Raw genomic sequence first — 21,820 nt, forward strand, 5'->3', positions numbered from 1 at the left:
TCTGTACTATACAATATTTTAACCAGGGTGTCAATACCTTTCCGTCTTATTTCTACTTCCAAGTTATGCACGTTATGTACGTATGAGACTGAATACTTCTGCACGCGCTGCTGCGTCATGGGCAAAGATGCCGCGCACCGCAGAGGTCACCGTTTTGGAACCCGGCTTTTTCACTCCGCGCATGGTCATGCACATATGCTCCGCTTCCACGACTACAACCACGCCGTGCGGGTCCAGCTTGCGGACGATCGCGTCAGCTACGGTCGAGGTAATGCGCTCCTGCAGCTGCGGTCTGCGGGCTACCGCTTCGACGGCCCGAGCCAGCTTGCTCAAGCCCACCACGCGGCCGCCGCGAGGGATGTACGCAACATGAGCCTTGCCGAAGAAGGGCACGAGATGGTGTTCGCACATGGAGTAGAACGGTATGTCTTTTACCAGCACCATCTCTTCGTGGTCTTCGCTAAACACGGTTTCGAAAAACTCTTCTTCGTTTACCCTCATGCCTTCAAAGACTTCCGCGTACATCTTCGCCACCCGTTTGGGCGTATCCAGCAATCCGTCCCGATCCGGATTGTCACCGATTGCTTCGATGATCATGCGGACCGCTTGTTGAATTTTCTCCAGATCGACCTCTTTCAATGACAAAACCTCCCTCTCCAGCGGATGAAACAAGCCCATCTTATCACATTCCCCAGAAAAAAACAAAACGATCCACATATCGTGAAGCATCTGAGAACGTGAAAAAAATCCACATTTCATCAATGTGGATTTTTATGTAAGAGTTTCGTTAACCGATGTAACGATTACTTGATGGAGTCCTTGAGTTGTTTACCAGGCTTGAATGCCGGTACCTTGCTGGAAGCGATCTCGATCTCTTCGCCGGTTTGCGGGTTGCGACCTTTACGAGCCGCACGCTCGCGAACTTCGAAGTTACCGAAACCAATCAGTTGTACTTTCTCTCCGTTTTTCAGTGCTTCCGCAATTGCATCAAGAACTGCATCAACAGCTTTGGTAGCATCTTTCTTGGTGAGTTCGGTGGTCTCAGCCACTTTTGCAATCAGTTCAGTTTTATTCATTTCTTTTCACCTCCCCTCAATGTGCGCCACATCGTTGGTATTACTACTTTTCTTAACCGAAACCAATCGTTTTATACACATGATTGGGTGTTTTTACCGCTCTGACAAGCATATAGTAATACACTGTTCCCGCAAATTCAAGCCCCCTCCTGTCGAATTTAAGCGAAATCCAAGAAAAAAAGGCTTCCCGTCCCGCCGGGAGCCTCTGTTTGCCCTGCCTTTCGTAGGACTTCACGCCCGATTTTTCGCTTACAGAATGATTGCGATAAGTCCGCCCGATCCTTCGTTGATGATCCTCCCCAAGGTCTCCTGCAGCTTGTAGCGGGCGTTGTCCGGCATCATCGTGATCTTGGCCTGGATGCCTTCCCGCACGATGGAATGCAGTGAGCGGCCAAAAATGTCCGAGTTCCAGATCGACAGCGGGTCTCTGTCGAAGTCCTGCATCAGATAGCGGACCAGTTCTTCGCTCTGCTTTTCGGTGCCGATGATCGGCGCGAATTCCGACTCCACGTCGACGCGAATCATGTGAATCGACGGAGCCGTCGCTTTCAGGCGCACACCGAAACGCGGTCCTTGGCGAATCAATTCGGGTTCGTCCAAGGTCATCTCGTGCAGCGACGGTGCGGCGATGCCGTAGCCGGTCGTCCGGACCATGTGCAGCGCCTCCGCCACCTGATCGTACTCCCGCTTGGCATGGGCAAATTCCTGCATGATTTTCAGCAGGTGATCCTTTCCGTTGATTTCGACGCCGACGATTTCCATCAGGATACGGTCGTACAGTTCGTCCGGCGCGTACAGGTCGATTTCGGCAATCCCTTGCCCCATGTGCATTCCGGCCAGAGTTGCCCGTTCTACAAAATCGTACTCGTTGAAATAGCTGACGACCCGGTCCACGTCGCGCAGGCGGCGAATGTCCTTCACTGTCTCCCGTACCGCTTCTTCGTAGTTTTGGCGCAGCCAGTGTCCATTTTCCAGTACCATTACCCAACTGGGCAGATTCACGTTTACCTCGTGCACAGGGAATTCGAACAGCACTTCCCGCATCAAAAGCAGGATTTCATTTTCCGTCATGTGGTCCACAGACAGGGCCAGCACCGGTACGTCGTATTTCTCCTGCAGTTCCATCCGCAGGGCTTGCGTCTCTTCCGAACGGGGGCGGGTGGAGTTGACCAGGATGACAAACGGCTTGCCGACTTCCTTCAGTTCGGCCACGACCCGTTCTTCCGCTTCGATGTAACTGCTGCGTGGAATCTCCGCAACGCTCCCGTCCGTGGTGACGACAATTCCGATGGTGGAGTGTTCCTGAATGACCTTGCGCGTTCCCACTTCAGCCGCTTCCTCGAATGGAACCGGCTCCTCGTACCACGGCGTGTTGACCATGCGCGGGCCGTTTTCGTCTTCAAAACCCTTCGCGCCCTGCACAGTATAACCGACGCAGTCGACGAGCCGAACGTTGATGCTGAGCCCTTCCGTCACGTTTACCTGTACAGCCTGATTCGGAACAAATTTGGGTTCCGTCGTCATGATTGTTCGGCCGGACGCGCTCTGCGGCAGTTCATCCGTGGCGCGTATCCGCTCCGCCTCCGACTGGATGTTGGGAATGACGACCTGTTCCATGAATCGTTTGATAAACGTCGATTTTCCCGTCCGGACAGGTCCCACGACGCCCAGGTAAATATCCCCACCCGTCCGTTCGGCAATGTCTTTAAAGATGTCGACTCGTTCCACCATCGATGACCTCCTCCTATTTGTCTATTGATACACTATGACCATTTTTCCGAATTATCCCTGACCGTCAGTATTTTCCCGAGAATCTCGTACTAGAATCGTGGACAATACATGTATATGTGCGCCCCACCGCGCTAGAACAAAAAAATAACCGCCCGGACCTGCGAAAAACGACTCCCCTGCAGACAGCAGTCTGTGCAGCCGGGAATCATCCGCATCAAGGCGGGCGGGATTTATTCACATGAGAAAGGCGGCTGCAGGAGCAAGCCGCCTGTGCGCCTTTTTACAGTTTCTGCAGGCGGGGTTCGCCGTCCACCAGTTCGTAGGGAAACGACTTGGCCGGGACGAACATGGAATGACGCGCCATCACGTACCGCGGGTCGGTATTCTCCATGACCTCCGCTTTTTTGCTGCGCAGGATGTTGGCGATGTCGGCAGCGTAATCGATGCCAACTTCACCTTTGGCATTCATGACGAGCGGGAGCAGATAGTTGCCTTCCGTCGACATGACTTGCACGTCCTGCATGGACATCTTCTGAAAATCGATGGAGTAATAGCCGTTGCCGTGATCAGCTTTGATCGGCAGCTTGCCGTAATTCCGCACGAAATTGTTGACGGCGCTCTGCACGTCGGCCACTTTGCTGACAGCGCCCAAATGAATCAGCCGAACGGTTGGCTTGGTTTCCACATCGATCAGCACGTACTTGTATACGCCGCCTTTTTCAAACGAGTTGCCCGGCGCATCCGGCAGGTATTTGGGCATCATTTTGCGAAAATCGAGCTCGTACTTCTCGAAGATCGGCGTATCCGCCGGTTTCGTCACAATCGGCAGCACGCCCGTGTCTTGTTGGTACTGTTCCACCGCTTTTTGCGTTGCCTCCAGATAAAATTCGCTGGGAATCTGGTTCTCCATTTTCCGTTCTTCCGGATACAGGCAACCGCCCAGCAGGACAGACAAGACCGCCAGCATTACCGGCAGCCGCAACGCAGTGTGCCATGTTTGCCACATCACCTGTTACACCTCTTGCTACCATTCTTCTTGCTGGGCGCGCTGCGACTCCAGCGCCGCCCGAACGACCGACTTCCATCGGCTCTCCGGGATACGCACCGTGCAGTCCTGCCCGGTGGTTTTCGCCTGACAGGCCAGCCGGATGCCTTTGCGGATATCATCTTCCGGCATCTTGCGCCGCTCCAACGGCGACGGTTCAGACAAGCGTCCGCTTTCCACGATGATGCGGCACATCAGGCAGGAAGCGTGTCCGCCGCACCGCTGCGGGATGACGACCCGCGCCGCCATGGCTGCACTTGTGACCAGTTGGCCCGGCCGCGTCTTTACGCTTTTTCCCGAGGGCAAAAACGTCAGTTTTCCCACGCTGTCAGCCCCCTGTCAATACGGACGGTGCGCCAATGTCACGCGCCCCTGTCTGACTATTTGGATTTGGCAGCCCAGACGGTACCCTTCCGCTCGCTCTGCCTTGCGAAGCCGCAGCTTCTCCTCCTTTGTCACTTCATTGAGGCAGTCGGCTCCTTCCTGCACCAGCGTCCGGCACTGGGCACATATTCCCCGCTCACAGGCGTATCCCCACCCCAGCTTGTGCCGTTTGGCGATGGACACGATTGTCACATCGGTTTCCACGGGCAGTTGATGGGTGCCGGTGCGGGAGATCAATGTCAGTTGCCCCATCGCGTACCCTCCTTCATGCAAAAATCACTATTAGAATCATTACGAATACAGCCAGCAGCATCAAAAATGCGACTGTCTTCAGCAGGAACGACACCAGGCCGTTTTTCGTCTTGCGCGCATAGAGCACCATGAAATTGCATACGAACATCAGCGCGATGGCGATCAGCGAGATGTTCATCTTGGTCATTGGATCGATAGGCATATGTACGACAGCATCCTTTTTTCCGTTTTTGAAATAGTATACCATACTTCTTGTTCTGCCGCTCCCGTCCGGTGAACCTCACTCTAGACGTTCGCATAGACTATCGTGATGAATCCGCCTATTGGAGGGATGGCTGATGACCACTCGGAAATGGCGTAATCCCTACGCTCCCATACCGAGCAGAAAACTGAGCGACAAGGTGCAGGAGGTGTCGCTCGCCGTCACGCCGCGAAAGACGGTGCCGGAAGTGACCGACCTGCGCTCGTCTGTTTCGCGGATGCGCAGCAACATCAAGGGGATCAGCAGCACGATCCGCCAGGTCGAAGAAACGATGGATACGCTGTACGGCGCGATGCAGCTCTTTGAAAGACTGGGAAAACGCTCGGCGGAGGCGGCGGATACGGAAAAGCCCGCCGGCAAACGGCAGTCTGCGGAGACAAGCAGCCCGGCCAACGAAGCGGCCGAAGGCAACAACGGGGGCGGCAATCTGCTGGGAAACATCGACATCAACCAGCTTCTCAGCCTGCTGCAATCCCCGCTGGTGCAAAGCCTGCTGAACCAGACGGCAAACGGTGCCGCGAAACGAAAAAAAGAGGGATGACATCCCTCTTTTTTTCTTGAATCTGTAGGCCAGCCATGTCCCTGTAGAGCCATGATTGTTCCTAGTCATACTGTATGACGTTTTGCGCAACAGGGAACGGGCATAATCGCCCAAATCGCTTACTTCAGCAATTTGCTGAGCGAGGACAGGTCGCTGAGGTTGATCTCCTGGTTGCGGAACATCTGCACGACCTTGTCTTCCTGCTCTTCGTTCAAGGTATTGCCGTTCAGTGCGGCGAGCGATCGGATTACGTGGCGCAGTTTGGCCTCGTCCTCAAAGTCGTCTCGCGTAAAATTGCTGGCCAGCGTGCGCAGCCTGCCCTCATCCACGTTTCCTCCTGCTTTTGCCAGCAACCGTTCCAATAAACGATACGACACGTTATTGCTCATCCCTTCAGCTCCTCCTTACGGCTTAGGCAATACTGCCACATCAATAACGTATGTACAGGAGCCTAATATGGTGAGCGAACGTCCGTGACTTTACACGCCAAACGGCCCGAGGTATTCCATTTCGCGCGTGCGGCCGCGTCCCATCAGTTCTTCCACGCCCTGACGGGGCGACTTGCCTTCAAATAAAATCCCGTACAGCACCGAGGCGATCGGCATGTCCACCTGATTGCGGCTGGCCAGCGCGTACGCGGCTTTGGTCGTGCGCACGCCTTCCACCACCATGCCCATCTGCTCCAGCACCTCGTCCAGCGGTTTTCCCTGGCCAAGCAGATATCCGGCCCGCCAGTTGCGGCTGTGCTTGCTCGTGCAGGTGACGATCAGGTCGCCCACGCCGGCCAGTCCGGCAAACGTCAGCGGCATGGCGCCCAGTTTGATACCAAGCCGGGTAATTTCCGCCAGGCCGCGGGTGAGCAGCGCTGCTTTGGCGTTGTCGCCAAATCCCAGCCCGTCGGACATCCCCGCTCCCAGCGCGATGATGTTCTTCAGGGCCCCGGCAATCTCCGCTCCGACCAGGTCGGGGTTGGTATAGACGCGGAAATACGCGTTCATGAACAGGTCCTGTGCGCGCAGCATGCGGTCCTCGCAAGCGGAAGCGACGACTACCGTGGTCGGCGACCGGCGCACCACTTCCTCTGCATGGCTCGGTCCTGTCAGCACAACGACTCCTTTGCCGATCGGCTCGGGCACTTCCTCGCCGATCACCTCCGTCATGCGCTTCAAACTCTCCAGTTCAAAGCCTTTGGCGGCGTGAATCAGCAGCACATCCGGACGCAAAAATGGCGCAAGCTCGCGCGTCACCTGCCGCATCGCGTGCGAGGGGACGGCCAACAGCACAACCGGTTTGTCCGACACGACCTCCCGCAGATCGACCGAGGCACGAATCCCGGGTGACAGCATTACGCGCGGCAGGTATTTTTCATTGGTATGACGGGTATTGACCTCGTCGGCCAGTTTCGGATCGCGCACCCAGACGTTTACGCGATGGCCGTTATCCGCCAAGACCGAGGCCAGCGCCGTACCCCAACTGCCGGCGCCGATAACAGCAACATCCTGACTCACATGATTCCCTCCACGTTACCTTACTGCAGATTGCGCTGGGACGGTTCCCCCAGTTTGCGCTCTCTGCCTGCAAGAAGATTTTGGATATTGTTGTAATGGCGGACGTAGGCGAAGACAGCAAGGGCAATGCTGACCCAGACGAACGCCATGTCCTTGGCGAGAAAATACAGACACACCGGCAGTAGTGTCACAAACACGAGCGAACCCAGCGACACATATCGCGTCAGAGCAATGACCACAACGGTGACGATGACCGAGATGAGAAAGGCCAACGGAGAGAAGCCCAGTGCCACACCCAGCGTGGTGGCGATACCCTTCCCCCCGCGAAATCCGTAATAGACAGGCCAGTTATGCCCGACGATGGCAAACAGCCCGGACATCGCGTACGCCGTCGGATCGCCGTTTGTCAGCAGGTGCGTGATGCCCATCGCGGCCAGTCCCTTCAGCGCGTCCAGGACCAGCACGACGACGGCCGGTCCTTTTCCCAGAACGCGCAGGGTATTGGTCGCGCCTGCGTTTCCGCTGCCGTGGGCGCGAATGTCAATGCCCGCAATCTTTTTGGCAATAAGATAACTGAAGCTGATCGAGCCGATCAGGTAACTGATCACCCAGGACAAAAACAGCATGTTGTTTCCTCTCCCTATGTTTTTTTGCGCGTCCAAATCCGGATCGGCGTGCCTTCGAAGACAAACGCCTCCCGTATTTTGTTTTCAATGTAACGCTCATAGGAGAAATGCATCAGTTCCGGGTCGTTGACAAACAGAATGAAGGTTGGCGGTTTGACGGCCGCCTGGGTCGCGTAGTTGATTTTCAGCCGCTTGCCCCGGTCCGACGGCGGCGGTGTCATGATCGTCGCGTCCGTGATCAGATCGTTCAGCACCGATGTGGAGACGCGCATCGAATGCGCTTCCGCCACCTGGTTGACTTTCGGCAAAATCGTGTGAATCCGCTGCTTGGTTTTGGCCGAGACAAACAGAATCGGCGCGTAATCCAGATACTTGAACTCTTCCCGGATCAACTCGGTGAAGCGAAGCATCGTCTTGTCGTCCTTTTCGACCGCATCCCATTTGTTGACAACGATAATCACGGCGCGGCCTGCTTCGTGGGCGTACCCGGCGATCTTCTTGTCCTGCTCGATAATGCCTTCTTCCCCATTCAGGACGACCAGCACGACATCCGACTCTTCGATCGCCTTCATCGCCCGCATCACGCTGTATTTTTCCGTCGTTTCATATACTTTGCCCCGTTTGCGCATCCCGGCAGTGTCGATCAAAATGTAGTGCTGCCCGTCGCGCTCAAACGGCGTGTCGATGGCATCCCGCGTCGTGCCGGCCACATCGCTGACGATGACGCGCTCTTCACCAAGGATCGCGTTGGTGAGTGAAGATTTCCCTACGTTGGGCCGCCCAATGATGGCGATGCGGATTACGTCGTCGTCCCGCTCTTCTTCCTCTCCTCCCGGGAAGTGCTTCACCACCTCTTCGAGCACGTCGCCCAAGCCAAGCCCGTGACTGCCGGAAACAGGGAATGGATCGCCCAGTCCCAGCGTGTAAAAGTCGTAAATGTCAGCACGCATGTCCGGATTGTCGATCTTGTTGACGATCAAAACGATCGGCTTCCCGGTGCGGTTCAGCATGCGCGCCAGTTCCTGATCGGCATCGGTTACGCCGGCGCGGCCGTCGGTCACCATCAGGATGACGTCTGCCTCGTCGATGGCCAGTTCCGCCTGGTGGCGCATTTGTGTGAGAATTGCGTCGGTCTCACCAAATTCGATGCCGCCGGTATCGATGACGTGGAAGTAGCGGTTCAGCCATTCCCCCTTCCCGTACAGGCGGTCGCGGGTCACGCCCGGCTTGTCCTCCACGATGGCGATGCGCTCACCGACCAATCGGTTAAAAATCGTGGACTTGCCCACGTTGGGTCTACCCACAATGGCTACCACTGGCAATCCCATAGTTGACAACACTCTCTCTCATATCTGTTTTGACTAGCTAATCATACCACACTCTAGTTGTGACGAACAACGATCAGCGTCTCGTCATCCAACTCGTGCACCATCGCGTCCATCACTTTTTCCAGTGTAAAAGCCGTCTGCTGCATCCGCTCCCGGCTGGGAACGACAAAGACGGGAACGCCCCCGGCGACGTGCTCTTTGTTGGTGGTAACCACTGCTACGATTCTGGCGGACATGCACTACCCTCCTTGTTCGACCGGCTGTACCTCATTCGGCATGCGATAGACGCTCTCCAGAATCGGCACCGCTTCTATGACCGCTTTGGCCCGCTCGCGGCTAGGCACCTGCGGAAGCAAGAACACGCCCAAGCGACCTGTCTCCAGATCCCGTTTCACCAGCGGTGTGAGTGACGGCTCTCCCTCGTCGGTAAACACCCCCATCTGCGTCGCCACGTCGTGCAAAATCGCCTGCCGCTGACCCGGATGGGCAATGGAGACGGAGGCGTTGTCATCCTTGGGCACCAGAATGAAACCCATGCCCCGTTTTTGAATCAGTTCCTGGGCCTCCTTCAGGCCGACGTTCATGATGTATATGTCGCCTACGTACAGGTTTTTCCCCTCTACCCGCACGTCAGCCGGCTGCACCTCCACGATGCTGCCGAGGGTTTGGCCGGATTTGAGCAGGCGGGAGATGACCAGTGCCGCGATCCCCACCAGGCAGCCTCCCCACCAGTTGAACAGCACGGTGGCAAACGTCGTCAACAGTGAGGTGAAAATGACCAGGTAGTTGCGCCCTTCAAACACCATCGCAATTCCCTCGATGTACGGTCCGCCCCGGGGCACCAGCTCCCGCTTGTCGATCTCCGTCAGCGTCGTCCGCTCCATGTTGCGGACATCGCGAAACTGTTGGGCCGCTAAGGTCAGAAAGGTGACCGCAGTGTAGTCCTGCTTCAGCAGCGACGGCACGGCCAGCGCCCCCAGCGCAGACGCGATCACCCCCAGGGAGATGTGGATGATCTTGCCGTGGGGAAAGGTCGGATACTGCCGGTAATCTGTGCGAAGCAGATACAGCCGGCAGAGAATGCCAAAACTCAGCCCTATCGTGAGCGGAATGATGTACTCATTGGCAAGCAGTTCTCGAAACATCGGCATCACCTGTGCGTATCGGAATGGGACGTTTCTGTCTCCCGGTATCCAAACAGTCGTCTGACGGCTGCCAGTGTCGATCCGGTCAGACTCCAAAGCGAGACAGCGCTCCACAACAGATCTTGCGCATAGCCGCCGCCGATCTCACAGGTTCCCGACAGCTTCCACACATACAGTGCATACAGCACATCGGCACCGGGAAGGGAGACGGCGAGCAAATAGAGGCGGGCCAGTCCGCGGCGAGCGATGGCAAACACGGCCAGCACCGCCGCTGTTGGCAGGAGGACCGCTTCGTCCCACACCTGCAGAACCGGGTCGGTAAAAAAGAGCCAGCGCAACCAGAACAGTGCCAAGCCTGCAGCGGCACCAGCCAGCAAATAGAGGCGTCGTTTCTCTTTGGCCAACCGTCCGTACAACCAACCGCCGCAAAGAAGAGGCAGAATCGCTCCGCTGAGGCTGACCTGCACGGGCAGAAACGTGATCTGCCAGCTGACAAACGAGCATGCGAGAAACGCGGCGAGCACAGCCAGGGTGCCCGCGCGCGACACGCCCCAACGCTTCAGCGGCCGGTCGAAACTGCCCATCCAGACGAGACAGAGAAAACACCACTGGATGAGGATCGCAAGCGTTCCCTCGTTCATGTCCATCTCCTCACGTTGCGGATGTCTTCCAAAGTATGCCTCATCTGGCGATCTTTCATGAGCCAATCAAAACGGTTCCTCGTCCCGGCGGGCATAACGCTCCGGTTTGCAGCCGCGCAGCCGCGCCCGCTCCGCCGTCACGCCCGTGATCAATACCGGCACCCGCTGCAATTCAATCAGCTCCGACACACCCAGCGCCGTCATCGCCACCCGCAGTTGATGATGCCAGGCATCGACAGCGGCAAGGCACGCCTCCAGCGGCACGTTCGTCACCAGGTGCAACAGGGCACCCGCCACGCCCACGGCGGAAGCTCCCAACGCCAGCGCCTTGGCCGCATCCAGCCCGTGCCGAATCCCGCCTGTTGCGATCAGACGGACCCCATCCAGGCGGCAGTTATCCGCTTCCAGCAGGCTCTCCGGCGCAGACAGCCCCCAACTTTCAAACATGGTCAGCGGCGCAGAATGGCGCTGATTTTCCACTTTGGCAAAATTGGTGCCGCCCCTGCCGCCCACGTCGATGATCGAGACACCGGCGGAGGCCAGCTGCTCGATCGTGCGGCGGGACATGCCAAACCCCACTTCCTTGACAATCACCGGCACCCCGAGCGCCTCGCGAATCGCGCGAATCCGTTCCAGATAGCCGGTAAAATCGCGGTCTCCTTCCGGCATCAATAGTTCCTGCATGACGTTGAGATGAATCTGCAGACCGTCGGCGCGAATCATCTCCACCGCACGCTGAGCCTCTTCCACCGTCGCTTCCGCCCCCAGATTGGCAAACACGATGCCGTCCGGATTTTCCCGACGCACCACCGCATAGCTCTCCACCACGGCCGGATCGCGCAGCGCCGCCATTTGCGAGCCTACGGCCATCGCCAGTCCCTTTTCCCGGGCGACGATCGCCAGCAACCGGTTGATCTCGGTGACGGCAGCCGCTCCCCCAGTCATCGCATTGATCAGGAAAGGGGACGAGAGACGAAACGGAGGGATATCCGCTTCCACTTTCGTGTTACCATAAGATATATTCGGTAAACTATTTGGCACAAACGACAGGTCGTCCCAGGCGTTTCTGTGGGCTTCCGCCGTCGCCAATGCGTACTCGATATGCTCCACTTTTCGCTTCGATCGCTCCATGTCCGCCTCCCGTATCACTAGCCCTCCTCGTCCGTCATGGGCAATGCCCACGGCGGAATGGATCTATATAGACCTATAAAAAAGGGATACGCCTGCGCGTATCCCCTCGGTATTTACTTCAATTTTTCTTTCAGATCGCCAAACAGTTCGCCCAGCGTAACGCCCAGCGGCTGGTTGTTTTCCTGCTGGAACTGCTGTTGTTCCCGCTTGCTGGCACGCTCCGCCTGCTCGGCGCGCTCTTCTTCGACGGCGCGAATGCTGAGGCTGACGCGCTGCTCGGAGGGAACGACATCCAGCACTTTCACCTGCACCTCTTGGCCTTCCTTCAGCACTTCACCCGGCGTTGCGACGCGGCGGTTGGCGATTTGCGAGATGTGCACCAGTCCCTCGATGCCCGGAGCGATTTCCACAAAAGCGCCGAAGGAGACGAGGCGTTTTACGGTGCCGGTCACAATATCTCCCCTCTTGAACTGTTCGCCCACCGTTGCCCAGGGACCAGGCTGTGTCTCCTTGATGCTCAGGCTGATTCGCTCGTTTTCCTTGTCAACTTTCAGCACTTTTACCTGCACCTTGTCGCCTTCCTTGACGACGTCGGACGGTTTTTCCACGCGGTGCCAAGCCAGTTCGGACACGTGCACCAGACCGTCTACACCGCCGATGTCGACGAACACGCCGAAATCAGTCATGCGCTGTACGGTTCCCTCCAGCACCTGACCCGGCTGCAGGCGTTCCAGTACGGCTTGTTTTTGCTGTTTTGCTTCTTCTTCCAGCACCGCTTTGTGAGACAGGATCACTTTGTTCTTTTCCTTGTCCATCTCCACCACTTTCAGCCGCAGCGTCTTCCCTTTGTAATCAGAAAAGTCTTCCACGAAGTGGCGTTCCACCATGGAGGCCGGAATGAAGCCACGCACGCCTACGTCTACGACGAGACCGCCTTTCACAACTTCCTTGATTTCGGCTTCAATGATTTCTCCGGATTCCATCTTTTTCTCCAGGTCCGCCCACGCTGCTTCCATGGCGACGGCTTTCTTGGATACGACCAGTTCTTCTTTCTCGTCGTTCAGCTTCAGCACCTTTACGTCAAAGGTGTCGCCAACCGAAACCACGTCGGATACCTTCTCCACGTGCAGCGGAGAGAGCTCGCTGATCGGAATCAGGCCGTCGTATTTGTAGCCTACGTCTACCAAAGCCTGTTTGTCTTCCACCTTGGTGACGGTAGCCTTCACTACATCCCCTACGGAAATGGTTGTTGCATCCGTCAGGCTTACGTTGCTTTCTTCCATCATGAATAAAACCTCCTTAAATACCATCCAGTCCCATGCTGTCTAAAAAGAAGCGGGAGCAGTATATTTTTAACTACCGCCGGTAGGCTAGCAGTTAGTTGACAAGCCAAGAAGTTCCAGCAGATTTAGTATTCTACCCTTTGTTATTTCTATACCGACTCACGATGAACGGTGCTGATCGAGCAGTGACTGAATATGAGCCATGATCAGGTCGGTAGTCTCCTTGAGGGTATCGGACCCCGGTTTTGCTGCACGCTGCGCGGACAGGTCGATGGGCGGGCCGTACACGATTTTGATCGGGCGGAACCATTTGTAGTTGCCGATAATCGCCACCGGTATGACCACGGCCTCCGATTTCAGGGCAAACATGGCCGCTCCTGGCATGCCCGGTCCCAGTTTCCCCGTTTTGCTGCGGGTCCCTTCCGGAAAAATTCCAAAGATTTTTCCATCTTCCAGCAGCTTGAGGGCGGTGCGGATGGCAGCGCGGTCGCCAGCCCCCCGCTTGACGGGAAAAGCGCCAAACTTGGTGATGAAGTAGGAGAGGATCGGTATGCGGAACAGCTCCTCTTTTGCCATAAAGTGCACCGGTCGGTCAATTCCCGCACCCAAAAGGGGCGGGTCCCACAGCGAGATGTGATTGGCACAGAGAATAACAGGGCCTCTCTTAGGTATATGTTCAGCGCCGATTACTTGCCAACGAAAGATGATGGAAAATAAGGCGCGGAACAGGCTGTGAAAAAAACGATACGTCCTCACTGTATCGACTCACCCGACCGTTCGCAAATTTTCAAGATTTGCTCCACGACCTGTTCGATCGTCATCCCTGTCGTGTCCACCAGCACAGCGTCCGCCGCCTGGCGCAGGGGAGCCGCTTCCCGCTCCATATCCCGCTTGTCCCGTTCGGCGATCTCCGCTTCCAGCGTAGCCAGATCGGTTTGGAGCCCCTTCGCCAGCAGTTCTTTCAACCGCCGCTCGGCACGTTCCCGGGTAGAAGCAGTCAGGAAAATTTTTACATCGGCATCCGGCAGCACGTGGGTGCCGATGTCCCTCCCGTCCATGACGACGTTGCCGCCTGCTGCCATTTGACGCTGCAGCACCAGCATCTGCTCACGTACGGACGGGTAGCTGGCGACGATGGACGCGTATTGGCTCACTTCGGGCGTGCGGATCTGGTCGGTGATGTCCTGCCCGTTCCAGAATACGCGCTGGCTGTCGCGTTCCCGTTCGAGCCGGATGTCGCTTGACCGCAGCAGTTCGGATACCGCTGCTTCGTCGTCGATCGGAATGCGGTTGTTCAGCACTGCCCACGCCAGCGCCCTGTACATCGAGCCCGTGTCGATATACAAGTACGCCAGCCGTTTTGCCACCTGTTGAGCAACGGTGCTTTTCCCCGCCCCGGCCGGACCGTCGATTGCAATGTTCATTTTGTTCTCACCTGCTATGTATGAAAGTCCTGGAAGAAATGTAGAAAAATAGAAACAAGAAAAGCTTCTGTCGAAGCCCCATTCGCGTCGTCGCCACTCTATGTTATCTTTAATAGTACCATAGTATGGAAGCACGCGCAAACCTTTAGGGGCGTCCGGGCACCCCCTCCAGCCAATGGGTCTCCACGAAAAAGGCGCGAACCGGTTCGAACTCGATCAGCAATTCCCCGCACGCCAGCATGATAACGCTGATGACGATCAGCGCCATGATTCCCTTTTCCACGCGCCGCGAGAATCGGCAATAACGCGAGTCGAAGTCGTTGGCCATCGGGGATCATCCTTCTCTCGTTGCCATCAATCGAGTACACCTTTTTTCCGCCAATCAAGCTGCCGTTCGTAACAGGCGCGGACAATTTTCGCCCGGTCCGCTTCGCTGATCTGCACAAACTTTCCGGAGATCCACTGATGCAGACCCTTTTCCTCTGCGGGATTGCAGCGGACGATTTCCACCACGCCATAAGCGTGCTGTACTTGTCCGTTTTTTCCGGGCAGTGCCATCCACACCTGCAGACGATCTTTTACCTGCAGCCGATAGGATGCTTCGCACGTAAACGAGATGCCGCCCCCGCTCAGATTAATCGTCCGCGTAAGGAAATGATAGCGCCGAACAGGGTCTGTCGTTTTGACGGCAATTTCCACCGCCGTGTTGATGCGCAGGTAACTGCGCCGCTGTGTTCGTTTCACCGCGGTTTTTTCCGGCTTCCTGATCAACAGGACGGGAATGTTTTCGCTTTGCCTGCCGTTGATGACAGTGCGGAACTCATAGCGGGAACCGTCATCGCCTATGTACCACACGTTGCATTCGGTCCCTGCAGGAAAGGGGCCTGTTCTGCCCGTTGCCTCACTGATTGGAAGCTCGATGACGATGTGTTCCTCCGTCAGATCGGCGACCCGGGTCTTGAACGTCTGGCCGTTTCGCTCTTCGGAAGCGTGGACAAGGCTCAGTCGGAGTGTTTGTCCAATTCGTGGCAGCTTCATGTACGGAATGTTCCCCCTTTTCTCCTCACCTGTTTATTATAACCTGTTTTCTTTGGAAACGGCAAATAGGGAAAGCCGGACATCCCCCGTCTTTCCCTATTTCGATGGGGCAGAGGATTTATCCCGCCTCTTCCTCTGCACCGGTGTCCATTTTGATGATGTCTTCCTCATCTCCGGTTAAGGCGTTGATGTAAACCGTGTAGGTGCTGTCCTCATACGTCCCGGTGATTTCCCAGCACAGCACGTCCCGGCCGTCGTCCTTGCTCTCGATCAAGGCCAAACGCTGACTTTTCACATTGACGGCGGGATTCACCCTGGCTCTTGCCTGTTCCTTGGTCACGCGCGGCGCGGGCAGCTTGCGCGGCTTGTGATTGAACAGGTATTCGGCCGCATTGAATGCGATGACGGAGCCGTTGTCCAGCGCCGTTTTGACCGTGACGGCATCGGGGTTGAGGCGCACCCCGTTTTGCTCCGGCACGAATGTAAAGATGCCGATTCTGTCATAGGTGTCGCTTTCCGACACCACCATGTTGCCGAACCCGTGATCCCGCAAAAACTTGCGCGCGCTTTCCTCCGCTTCGTCCAGACTGATGCGTTCTTCGCCGACTTCCCGTTCATTCATCATCCAGACAACTTTTCCGCTCCGTTTGGTCACATCCAGGTTGATCGGGGCGCCCGCTTTCTTGGAGGTTATCCGGACGCTGTAGGCGGTGTACCCTTCGGCCTTGCCGTTATCGTCCACTTCAACCGTCGCTTCCGCGGGATTCAATCCTGTGAATGCCAGCGCGATCCGCTTCGCCTCTTCCTTGTCAATCGGTTTGCCATCGATACCTTTGATCCGCTTCAGTTTTTTTGTTTCCAGGCTCCGAATGCCGACGCCCCAGTCGATCTCGGGGTTTTTCGACATGTTTTTTTCAATCGTGCGGAACCCGTCAATAATCGTGTTGTCCGATTTTTTGTCGTCCGAGGCCAACGCCGTCTCCACGTCCATCCAGCGCAGTTGTTTGGCAAACACGTTGGCCTGCACGTTGCGCAACTGGTTCTGGATGTTTTTGGAGTGTTTGTGCAGCTCTTTCAGCGTCTGGTACTCCTTTGCTGTCAGCGGCTCCTTGTCCAGATCGCGCACCGCTACCCGGTATGAAAAGTCAGCGACGCGGGACAAAAACTCTTCCGTGTTGTTGAACGGCATCAAGGTCAGCGGCAGTTGACCGACCTCCGACCGGGCCTCGTTGGCAAGCCGCCAGACATTGGTGAGGCAGGGGGTCATCTGCCTGCGCGTGTTGATAACCAGCGATTTACCCAATTCGTCATGCAAGTTGTCGATGTGGTAGTTCAAATCGTGAAAGGCGCGCTGATACTGGTTTTCCGCCTTGATCAAAATGGAGTTTTTTTCGTTGTGCTCCTGATAGCCCCACACCCCGACACCGACAAGCGCAATCAAGGTGACGGGAAAGAGGACGCGCGCAACCGTTCCGTATCCCATTTTTATCCAATCCTCCCTTCACCAATTCCAGCCGCATTGCTGGCGGTCATCACTGTGCCAGTCGAACCGTTTATCCTGGGGCCCGTTGCTTCCTTTGCTGCCGGGGCGCTGTCCGCTTCAGTCCCGCCGGCCTTCCAAGGAAAACCGCCCCTGGCCGCCGTTACAGGCCTTATGGCAGTCAGCTTGGTTCGCACGGTTTACATCCCCCTTGGCACGTAATGAAATCTTTGCATAGTGTTGGTGGAGCGAGAGCGGATTATGCATATGCGTATGGAAAGGGCGAAGCGTGTTACCGACAAAAAAAGAACCGGCGCTTGCCGGTCCCGCTGCTTGCGGCAGGGCTTTCCCCCGCCGCCATTCCATATGTTCGCCCCTGGCTGCTGCCGCACGCAGGGGATTCAGGGTTCTTCCTGAATGCTGAAATGCTTGTCGTTGTCGCACAGACACTGCTTGAAGCCGGTGTCCACACCGCCGCCGGGTTCCCTGCGGCCGCGAAGGGTGAAAGTTTCTCCACATACGTTGCAGCGTATCGTCACTTTTGCTCGTTGGCTTTTTGGCACGATGACCCTCCTCCTTACGTCCTAGTGTGGACGGGAGGTAAGCGTTTTAGAACCAAAATCGTGCGCGCGCTGCACTTTTTTCAGCCCCTGCCACCAGAGGACGGCCATGAACGGCACGATGAGCACAAGCCAGTGTTGGGTTGCAAGAAATATGGCGTTGTAGACCGCGTGCAGGCTGATCGGCAGCCCCACCGAGATCCACAGGTATCCGGCCTCTTTTCGCGCCGTGCCGGAAAATTTCGCCCGGCCGAGATAATACCCCATCCAGACGGCAAAGAGCGCATGGCTCGACACAGGCAACAACGCACGCCAAAACGCGATATCCAGCCCGTTGATGAGCAGATAGAACAAGTTTTCCAGCGTAGCAAAACCCAGTGAGACCGCCACCGCGTACACAATGCCATCGTACGGCTCATCGAACTCCACATGCTTGTATGCGGTAAAATAAACGACCATCCATTTGAAAAACTCTTCCACCACCGCGGACTGTACCACGTCGGCGACGAATTCGCTCCGCCAGTTCCACTCGGTCTGCATGATGTACTGCAGCACCATCACCGGAAAGACGAGCAAAACGCCAAAAATAAATGTCCGGATGACCATCGAGATGGGCTCCGGCTGAAGATTGTCGCGCAGGTAAAAATAGCTTAGAATGGCAATACCGGGGGCAATCGCCGCTCCGATGACAGCAATCATCTGCGTATTGCTCCTTTACACAAGACTATCACTCATCGTACCATGAATACGTCTTGATTGAAACCCCGCTACAGGAGAGACGGCACATGAAAAAAATTCTGGTGATCAATACAGGCGGTACCATCGCCATGTCTGTCGACGCATCCGAGGGTGTCAAACCGCTGGACGATCAGGCTGTGGTAAAAAATCTGCCCTTTTTGCAGCGGTATGCGGATGTAACGATGGTCAACTTTTTGAATCTGCCAAGCCCCCACATCACTCCTGCCGTAATGAACGACCTGCGTCTCTTTATCCAACAGGAACTGGACCAGCACGGCTACGACGGCGTAGTCGTGACGCACGGCACTGACACGTTGGAAGAAACGGCCTACTTCCTCGACATCACCCTGCCGGTGACGGTGCCCGTCGTGCTGACCGGCGCCATGCGAAGCAGCAACGAATTGGGCGCAGACGGCCCGGTCAACCTGATTTCCTCTGTACGTGTGGCAGCTGATCCGCAAAGCCGCGACAAGGGTGTTCTGGTCGTGTTTAACGACGAAATCCACGCTGCCCGCCACGTGACCAAAACGCATACCAGCAACGTGGCCACGTTCCAGTCGCCGGCGTACGGCCCGATTGGCACCATTTCCAAAAAAAGCGTCAACTACCACCATGCTCCCCTGGTTCGCGAGCACTATGCGATCGAACATGCCAACGCCAACGTGCCGCTGATAAAAGCGGTCGCCGGAATGGACCCAAACTGGCTGGATTTTCTCTTCACGCAGCAGGTGGACGGCCTGGTGGTGGAGGCGTTCGGCCTGGGCAACCTGCCCCCTGCTGTCGTGCCAGTGCTGGGTAAGCTCCTGGACAAGGGAGTGCCAATCGTCCTGGTTTCCCGCTGTTACAATGGCCAGGTACAAGACGTGTACGACTACGAGGGAGGCGGCCGCAAGCTGAAAGAGCTGGGCATCGTCTTTTCCAACGGCCTGAACGGCCAGAAAGCACGCATCAAGCTGATGGTGGTGCTGCAGCAGACCCGCGACTTTGGCGAACTGCAGCGCTTGTTCGAGCAGTAAGTGCTGACTTCTGCAGGCGGTCAGCACTCACACCCTCACTCAAAACAAAAACCTCCTTGGACGAACCAAGGAGGTTTTGTTTTTCGCACTTGCGTTTGACCGATTCTCTTACACCCAACCGCGGAAGCGGGAGGCTTCGGCCATCTTGCGCACGCCCACCATGTAGGCAGCCAGACGCATGTCAACACGGCGCGTTTGAGCCAGCGTGTACACGTTCTCAAACGCTTTCACCATTACTTTTTCCAATTTCTCCTGAACTTCTTCTTCGGTCCAGTAGTAACCCTGGTTGTTTTGAACCCATTCGAAGTAGGAAACGGTTACACCGCCGGCGCTTGCCAGCACGTCAGGTACCAGCAGGATGCCGCGTTCGGTGAGAATTTTGGTCGCTTCGAGCGTGGTCGGGCCGTTGGCTGCCTCCACCACGATTTTCGCCTTGATGTTGTGAGCGTTGGCAGCAGTGATCTGGTTTTCGATCGCCGCCGGAACGAGAATGTCGCAATCCAGCTCAAGCAGTTCTTTATTTGTAATCGTATCGGTAAACAACTTGGTAACCGTGCCGAACGAGTCGCGGCGGTCCAACAGGTAATCGATGTCCAATCCGTTCGGATCGTACAGGGCGCCGTAAGCGTCGGAGATGCCGATTACTTTCGCCCCTGCATCGTGCATGAACTTGGACAGGTAGCTGCCGGCGTTGCCGAAGCCCTGCACGACGACGCGAGCGCCTTTCAGGTCGATGTTACGACGTTTGGCTGCTTCACGGATGCAGATGGTTACACCTTTGGCCGTCGCTGTTTCGCGTCCGTGCGAACCGCCCAGCGCGATCGGCTTGCCCGTAATGAATCCCGGCGAGTCGAACTCGCGGATGCGGCTGTACTCGTCCATCATCCAGGCCATGATTTGAGAGTTGGTGAAGACGTCTGGTGCTGGAATATCTTTCGTCGGTCCCACGATTTGGCTGACCGCACGTACGTAACCGCGGCTGAGACGCTCAAGCTCGCGGAAAGACATTTCACGAGGATCGCAGATAATTCCGCCTTTCCCGCCGCCGTATGGCAGGTCGACGATGCCCGCTTTCAAACTCATCCAAATAGAAAGCGCTTTAACTTCTTCCTCTGTAACATCCGGGTGGAAACGAATGCCCCCCTTGGTCGGTCCAACTGCGTCGTTGTGCTGGGCGCGATAGCCTGTAAACACCTTTACCTCCCCGTTATCCATGCGGACAGGGATGCGTACAGTCAGCACGCGCAGCGGCTCCTTCAGGAGTTCATACATCGATTCCTGGTAACCTAGTTTCTCCAGTGCTTCCTTGATCACCGTCTGGGTAGATTCAAGCAAGTTCGCTTTCTCTTCCTTTTGTTCTTTCCCTCGGGTGTTTTCGGTTACCGTTTCTTGATTACCCATTACATATTCACCTCAAAATAGTTGTCGGTAGACCCACCGTTAAGTATACACGCTTGTATCAGGGATGAGAAGATGAAAATTCCCATTTGTCTCCGAAAAAGAGATTGCAGGTGTTTGTTCTGTCCCGGGCGCGTCATGAAATCGTTCCGGAACGAGGCGCTTCACACGCAGGGCAGTACTGTTAGCGTGCCCGAAACGATAGAAGATTATATTGCCCCGACTTACACCCGCGCATGTCAAATCGTCCGGGTTGTGCGATAATAAACGGCAGAGCAGCATGTTGCAAGACGGAGGGGTTGTAATGGAACCAAAACATATCCTGTTTGTGTTTGCCCATCCAGATGATGAAACGTTCACGTCTGGAGTGACGATTTGCAAGTACGCACAGCAACCGGACACGACCATTTCCCTGGTGTGCGCCACTCGCGGAGAGGCTGGCAAGGCGGGAGATCCGCCGCTGTGCACACAAGCCGAACTGCCGAGCTTCCGGGAGCGGGAACTGCGTGAGGCGGCAACCATCCTGGGCATCGACAACCTGCTTTTCCTCGACTACACTGACAAACGGCTCTCCTCCGTGCCCGAAGACGAATTGATCAGTCGCATCCAGGCCGTCATCGCCTCCTGTCAGCCTCAGGTCGTGGTCACCTTCGCTCCGCATGGCATCTCCGGCCATCCGGACCATCAGGCCATATCCGCAGCGACGACGCAGGCCGTCAAACAGCTTCCTCCCGGCTCTCCGGTGCGCAAGCTGTATCACGTGACGTACGCGGCGGGCGAACCCGCCGGGATGTTTGTGCCTCCCTGCACGGATCCCTACGAAGCGATCACGACGGAAATCCGCGCGCCGGAGTACGCCCTGCAGGTGGCCCGGGCGCTGGCGGCTCACCGGACACAGCACATGTCCGTGGAGCGTGTTTTCCCGGGGGTGCTGGCCGGCCGCCTCGACAACGTCCGCACCGTGAATCAGTTCATGCTCGTCTGGCACAACCTCAAGGGGTACGTGCCCGATCGCGAAGGCAAGGAGAGCGACCTGTTCGCCGGGCTGTAAGAACAGCAAAAGCACCTAGCAACCGCTAGGTGCTGCAGCGTGTAGACAAAGTACCAAAGGTACAAGGTCTACACGCTTTTTTGTCGAATAAACATGACATTCAACACTTTGTAGAGGTGGAAGCATGCTGAACAAGCAACAGGCCGAAGGTCGTTATCAGAT

General features: G+C 56.3%; 27 protein-coding genes. 3 read left to right on the forward strand and 24 right to left on the reverse strand.

Annotation, left to right across the window (positions count from 1 at the left end; translation table 11 throughout):
• Positions 1–72 precede the first annotated feature (72 nt).
• From folE to ETC00_RS05750, 7 genes are all read right to left on the reverse strand, one after another.
• On the reverse strand, positions 73–639 hold the full coding sequence (gene folE / locus ETC00_RS05720) for a GTP cyclohydrolase I FolE (RefSeq protein WP_171564988.1): 567 nt from the start codon (positions 637–639) through the stop codon (positions 73–75).
• A 164-nt stretch (positions 640–803) separates the two neighbouring features.
• On the reverse strand, positions 804–1,076 hold the full coding sequence (locus ETC00_RS05725; RefSeq protein WP_029099595.1) for an HU family DNA-binding protein: 273 nt from the start codon (positions 1,074–1,076) through the stop codon (positions 804–806).
• 249 nt (positions 1,077–1,325) lie between these two features.
• Positions 1,326–2,804 (reverse strand): stage IV sporulation protein A, encoded by a 1,479-nt coding sequence (spoIVA, locus tag ETC00_RS05730; RefSeq protein ID WP_171565025.1) that lies wholly within the window; start codon positions 2,802–2,804, stop codon positions 1,326–1,328.
• 283 nt (positions 2,805–3,087) lie between these two features.
• On the reverse strand, positions 3,088–3,813 hold the full coding sequence (locus ETC00_RS05735) for a hypothetical protein (protein ID WP_171564989.1): 726 nt from the start codon (positions 3,811–3,813) through the stop codon (positions 3,088–3,090).
• Between the two features lie 18 nt (positions 3,814–3,831).
• A complete protein-coding gene (locus ETC00_RS05740) occupies positions 3,832–4,176 on the reverse strand; it encodes a 2Fe-2S iron-sulfur cluster-binding protein (RefSeq protein WP_171564990.1) in 345 nt (114 codons plus the stop codon).
• A 15-nt stretch (positions 4,177–4,191) separates the two neighbouring features.
• Positions 4,192–4,488: a 2Fe-2S iron-sulfur cluster-binding protein gene (locus ETC00_RS05745; RefSeq protein WP_171564991.1), complete on the reverse strand. Its 297-nt coding sequence runs from the start codon at positions 4,486–4,488 to the stop codon at positions 4,192–4,194.
• A gap of 13 nt (positions 4,489–4,501) precedes the next feature.
• Positions 4,502–4,690 (reverse strand): DUF2768 family protein, encoded by a 189-nt coding sequence (locus tag ETC00_RS05750; RefSeq protein WP_171564992.1) that lies wholly within the window; start codon positions 4,688–4,690, stop codon positions 4,502–4,504.
• Between the two features lie 136 nt (positions 4,691–4,826).
• Here ETC00_RS05750 and ETC00_RS05755 point away from each other — a divergent pair, with 136 nt between their 5' ends.
• A complete protein-coding gene (locus ETC00_RS05755) occupies positions 4,827–5,291 on the forward strand; it encodes a hypothetical protein (RefSeq protein WP_171564993.1) in 465 nt (154 codons plus the stop codon).
• Positions 5,292–5,410: 119 nt separating this feature from the next.
• Here the strand turns inward: ETC00_RS05755 and ETC00_RS05760 are convergent, their stop codons facing one another.
• From ETC00_RS05760 to prsW, 16 genes are all read right to left on the reverse strand, one after another.
• Positions 5,411–5,680, reverse strand: coding sequence for a stage VI sporulation protein F (locus ETC00_RS05760; RefSeq protein ID WP_171564994.1), 270 nt, complete (start codon positions 5,678–5,680; stop codon positions 5,411–5,413).
• Between the two features lie 90 nt (positions 5,681–5,770).
• Entirely contained in the window at positions 5,771–6,799 is a 1,029-nt protein-coding gene (locus ETC00_RS05765) for an NAD(P)H-dependent glycerol-3-phosphate dehydrogenase (RefSeq protein ID WP_171564995.1), read from the reverse strand.
• 20 nt (positions 6,800–6,819) lie between these two features.
• Positions 6,820–7,425 (reverse strand): glycerol-3-phosphate 1-O-acyltransferase PlsY, encoded by a 606-nt coding sequence (plsY, locus tag ETC00_RS05770; protein WP_171564996.1) that lies wholly within the window; start codon positions 7,423–7,425, stop codon positions 6,820–6,822.
• Positions 7,426–7,439: 14 nt separating this feature from the next.
• The gene (gene der / locus ETC00_RS05775; RefSeq protein ID WP_171564997.1) at positions 7,440–8,753 is read right to left on the reverse strand and encodes a ribosome biogenesis GTPase Der; all 1,314 of its coding nucleotides are present in this window, start codon (positions 8,751–8,753) and stop codon (positions 7,440–7,442) included.
• A gap of 53 nt (positions 8,754–8,806) precedes the next feature.
• The gene (locus ETC00_RS05780; RefSeq protein WP_171564998.1) at positions 8,807–8,989 is read right to left on the reverse strand and encodes a capping complex subunit for YIEGIA; all 183 of its coding nucleotides are present in this window, start codon (positions 8,987–8,989) and stop codon (positions 8,807–8,809) included.
• A gap of 3 nt (positions 8,990–8,992) precedes the next feature.
• Positions 8,993–9,898: a YIEGIA family protein gene (locus ETC00_RS05785; protein WP_171564999.1), complete on the reverse strand. Its 906-nt coding sequence runs from the start codon at positions 9,896–9,898 to the stop codon at positions 8,993–8,995.
• A gap of 5 nt (positions 9,899–9,903) precedes the next feature.
• The gene (locus ETC00_RS05790; RefSeq protein ID WP_171565000.1) at positions 9,904–10,539 is read right to left on the reverse strand and encodes a YphA family membrane protein; all 636 of its coding nucleotides are present in this window, start codon (positions 10,537–10,539) and stop codon (positions 9,904–9,906) included.
• A 66-nt stretch (positions 10,540–10,605) separates the two neighbouring features.
• Positions 10,606–11,670 carry a type 2 isopentenyl-diphosphate Delta-isomerase gene (gene fni / locus ETC00_RS05795; protein WP_171565001.1) on the reverse strand — a complete coding sequence of 355 codons (1,065 nt, stop codon included), beginning with the start codon at positions 11,668–11,670 and terminating at the stop codon, positions 10,606–10,608.
• Between the two features lie 113 nt (positions 11,671–11,783).
• Entirely contained in the window at positions 11,784–12,956 is a 1,173-nt protein-coding gene (gene rpsA, locus ETC00_RS05800) for a 30S ribosomal protein S1 (RefSeq protein ID WP_171565002.1), read from the reverse strand.
• A 156-nt stretch (positions 12,957–13,112) separates the two neighbouring features.
• Complete coding sequence (locus ETC00_RS05805) at positions 13,113–13,709, reverse strand: lysophospholipid acyltransferase family protein (RefSeq protein ID WP_171565003.1); 597 nt, start codon at positions 13,707–13,709, stop codon at positions 13,113–13,115.
• Entirely contained in the window at positions 13,706–14,377 is a 672-nt protein-coding gene (cmk, locus tag ETC00_RS05810; protein WP_171565004.1) for a (d)CMP kinase, read from the reverse strand. Before cmk ends, ETC00_RS05805 begins: the two co-directional genes overlap by 4 nt.
• A 145-nt stretch (positions 14,378–14,522) precedes the next feature.
• Positions 14,523–14,705 carry a hypothetical protein gene (locus ETC00_RS05815; RefSeq protein WP_171565005.1) on the reverse strand — a complete coding sequence of 61 codons (183 nt, stop codon included), beginning with the start codon at positions 14,703–14,705 and terminating at the stop codon, positions 14,523–14,525.
• Between the two features lie 26 nt (positions 14,706–14,731).
• Positions 14,732–15,415, reverse strand: a complete 684-nt coding sequence (locus ETC00_RS05820) for a flagellar brake protein (RefSeq protein WP_171565006.1) — start codon at positions 15,413–15,415, stop codon at positions 14,732–14,734.
• Between the two features lie 118 nt (positions 15,416–15,533).
• The gene (gene ypeB / locus ETC00_RS05825) at positions 15,534–16,898 is read right to left on the reverse strand and encodes a germination protein YpeB (protein WP_171565007.1); all 1,365 of its coding nucleotides are present in this window, start codon (positions 16,896–16,898) and stop codon (positions 15,534–15,536) included.
• Between the two features lie 398 nt (positions 16,899–17,296).
• Positions 17,297–17,458: a hypothetical protein gene (locus tag ETC00_RS05830; protein WP_171565008.1), complete on the reverse strand. Its 162-nt coding sequence runs from the start codon at positions 17,456–17,458 to the stop codon at positions 17,297–17,299.
• A gap of 21 nt (positions 17,459–17,479) precedes the next feature.
• Positions 17,480–18,154 (reverse strand): glutamic-type intramembrane protease PrsW, encoded by a 675-nt coding sequence (gene prsW, locus ETC00_RS05835; RefSeq protein ID WP_171565009.1) that lies wholly within the window; start codon positions 18,152–18,154, stop codon positions 17,480–17,482.
• A gap of 86 nt (positions 18,155–18,240) precedes the next feature.
• On the opposite strand from prsW, the gene ETC00_RS05840 reads away from it, so the two are divergent.
• Positions 18,241–19,209: an asparaginase gene (locus ETC00_RS05840; protein ID WP_171565010.1), complete on the forward strand. Its 969-nt coding sequence runs from the start codon at positions 18,241–18,243 to the stop codon at positions 19,207–19,209.
• 108 nt (positions 19,210–19,317) lie between these two features.
• Here the strand turns inward: ETC00_RS05840 and ETC00_RS05845 are convergent, their stop codons facing one another.
• Entirely contained in the window at positions 19,318–20,610 is a 1,293-nt protein-coding gene (locus tag ETC00_RS05845) for a Glu/Leu/Phe/Val family dehydrogenase (RefSeq protein ID WP_171565011.1), read from the reverse strand.
• A 301-nt stretch (positions 20,611–20,911) separates the two neighbouring features.
• Between ETC00_RS05845 and ETC00_RS05850 the strand changes: the two genes are divergently transcribed.
• Positions 20,912–21,658 carry a PIG-L deacetylase family protein gene (locus ETC00_RS05850; protein WP_171565012.1) on the forward strand — a complete coding sequence of 249 codons (747 nt, stop codon included), beginning with the start codon at positions 20,912–20,914 and terminating at the stop codon, positions 21,656–21,658.
• The last annotated feature ends 162 nt before the right edge of the window (positions 21,659–21,820 follow it).

This window comes from Brevibacillus sp. MCWH (genome assembly GCF_013096935.1).
Lineage (GTDB): Bacteria > Bacillota > Bacilli > Brevibacillales > Brevibacillaceae > Brevibacillus > Brevibacillus aydinogluensis.

Excerpts from the sequence above, each read along its gene's own strand:
- ETC00_RS05725 (WP_029099595.1), bottom strand. The coding sequence starts at position 1,076 with ATGAATAAAACTGAACTGATTGCAAAAGTGGCTGAGACCACCGAACTC.
- ETC00_RS05735 (WP_171564989.1), bottom strand. The coding sequence starts at position 3,813 with ATGTGGCAAACATGGCACACTGCGTTGCGGCTGCCGGTAATGCTGGCG.
- ETC00_RS05745 (WP_171564991.1), bottom strand. The coding sequence starts at position 4,488 with ATGGGGCAACTGACATTGATCTCCCGCACCGGCACCCATCAACTGCCC.
- ETC00_RS05750 (WP_171564992.1), bottom strand. The coding sequence starts at position 4,690 with ATGCCTATCGATCCAATGACCAAGATGAACATCTCGCTGATCGCCATC.
- ETC00_RS05755 (WP_171564993.1), top strand. The coding sequence starts at position 4,827 with ATGACCACTCGGAAATGGCGTAATCCCTACGCTCCCATACCGAGCAGA.
- ETC00_RS05760 (WP_171564994.1), bottom strand. The coding sequence starts at position 5,680 with ATGAGCAATAACGTGTCGTATCGTTTATTGGAACGGTTGCTGGCAAAA.
- plsY (WP_171564996.1), bottom strand. The coding sequence starts at position 7,425 with ATGCTGTTTTTGTCCTGGGTGATCAGTTACCTGATCGGCTCGATCAGC.
- der (WP_171564997.1), bottom strand. The coding sequence starts at position 8,753 with ATGGGATTGCCAGTGGTAGCCATTGTGGGTAGACCCAACGTGGGCAAG.
- ETC00_RS05780 (WP_171564998.1), bottom strand. The coding sequence starts at position 8,989 with ATGTCCGCCAGAATCGTAGCAGTGGTTACCACCAACAAAGAGCACGTC.
- ETC00_RS05785 (WP_171564999.1), bottom strand. The coding sequence starts at position 9,898 with ATGTTTCGAGAACTGCTTGCCAATGAGTACATCATTCCGCTCACGATA.
- ETC00_RS05790 (WP_171565000.1), bottom strand. The coding sequence starts at position 10,539 with ATGAACGAGGGAACGCTTGCGATCCTCATCCAGTGGTGTTTTCTCTGT.
- fni (WP_171565001.1), bottom strand. The coding sequence starts at position 11,670 with ATGGAGCGATCGAAGCGAAAAGTGGAGCATATCGAGTACGCATTGGCG.
- rpsA (WP_171565002.1), bottom strand. The coding sequence starts at position 12,956 with ATGATGGAAGAAAGCAACGTAAGCCTGACGGATGCAACAACCATTTCC.
- cmk (WP_171565004.1), bottom strand. The coding sequence starts at position 14,377 with ATGAACATTGCAATCGACGGTCCGGCCGGGGCGGGGAAAAGCACCGTT.
- ETC00_RS05815 (WP_171565005.1), bottom strand. The coding sequence starts at position 14,705 with ATGGCCAACGACTTCGACTCGCGTTATTGCCGATTCTCGCGGCGCGTG.
- ETC00_RS05820 (WP_171565006.1), bottom strand. The coding sequence starts at position 15,415 with ATGAAGCTGCCACGAATTGGACAAACACTCCGACTGAGCCTTGTCCAC.
- ypeB (WP_171565007.1), bottom strand. The coding sequence starts at position 16,898 with ATGGGATACGGAACGGTTGCGCGCGTCCTCTTTCCCGTCACCTTGATT.
- prsW (WP_171565009.1), bottom strand. The coding sequence starts at position 18,154 with ATGATTGCTGTCATCGGAGCGGCGATTGCCCCCGGTATTGCCATTCTA.
- ETC00_RS05840 (WP_171565010.1), top strand. The coding sequence starts at position 18,241 with ATGAAAAAAATTCTGGTGATCAATACAGGCGGTACCATCGCCATGTCT.
- ETC00_RS05845 (WP_171565011.1), bottom strand. The coding sequence starts at position 20,610 with ATGGGTAATCAAGAAACGGTAACCGAAAACACCCGAGGGAAAGAACAA.
- ETC00_RS05850 (WP_171565012.1), top strand. The coding sequence starts at position 20,912 with ATGGAACCAAAACATATCCTGTTTGTGTTTGCCCATCCAGATGATGAA.